Here is a 302-nt window from a genome sequence, read left to right on the forward strand (position 1 = left end):
CCGTCCTGGCTGATACGGCGATCCGCGGCGAGGATCTCGACGAAGCGCGCGACAATGAGGCCAAGCGTGCAGCAGAAGAATCTCTGCAGCATGCTACCGACGACCTGAGCACGGCAAAGGCTCACGCCTGTCTCTTATACACATCTCCGAGCCCACGAGACGAACGCAATAATCGCGTATGCCGTCTTCTGCTTGAAAAGCGGGGGGGGGGGGGGGGGGGGGGGGGGGGGGGGGGGGGGGGGGGGGGGGGGGGGGGGGGGGGGGGGGGGGGGGGGGGGGGGGGGGGGGGGGGGGGGGGGGGG

Annotated in this window: 1 protein-coding gene; it reads right to left on the minus strand. The window is 72.2% G+C overall.

Translation table 11 applies throughout. From position 1 onward, the window contains the following. Positions 1-121: 121 nt before the first annotated feature. Positions 122-302: hypothetical protein (locus JHD62_RS22800; protein ID WP_233161169.1), on the minus strand; the 181-nt coding region annotated here is incomplete at its 5' end.

Origin of the sequence: Aquitalea sp. ASV11, from assembly GCF_016429185.1 — a bacterium.
Lineage (GTDB): Bacteria > Pseudomonadota > Gammaproteobacteria > Burkholderiales > Chromobacteriaceae > Aquitalea > Aquitalea pelogenes.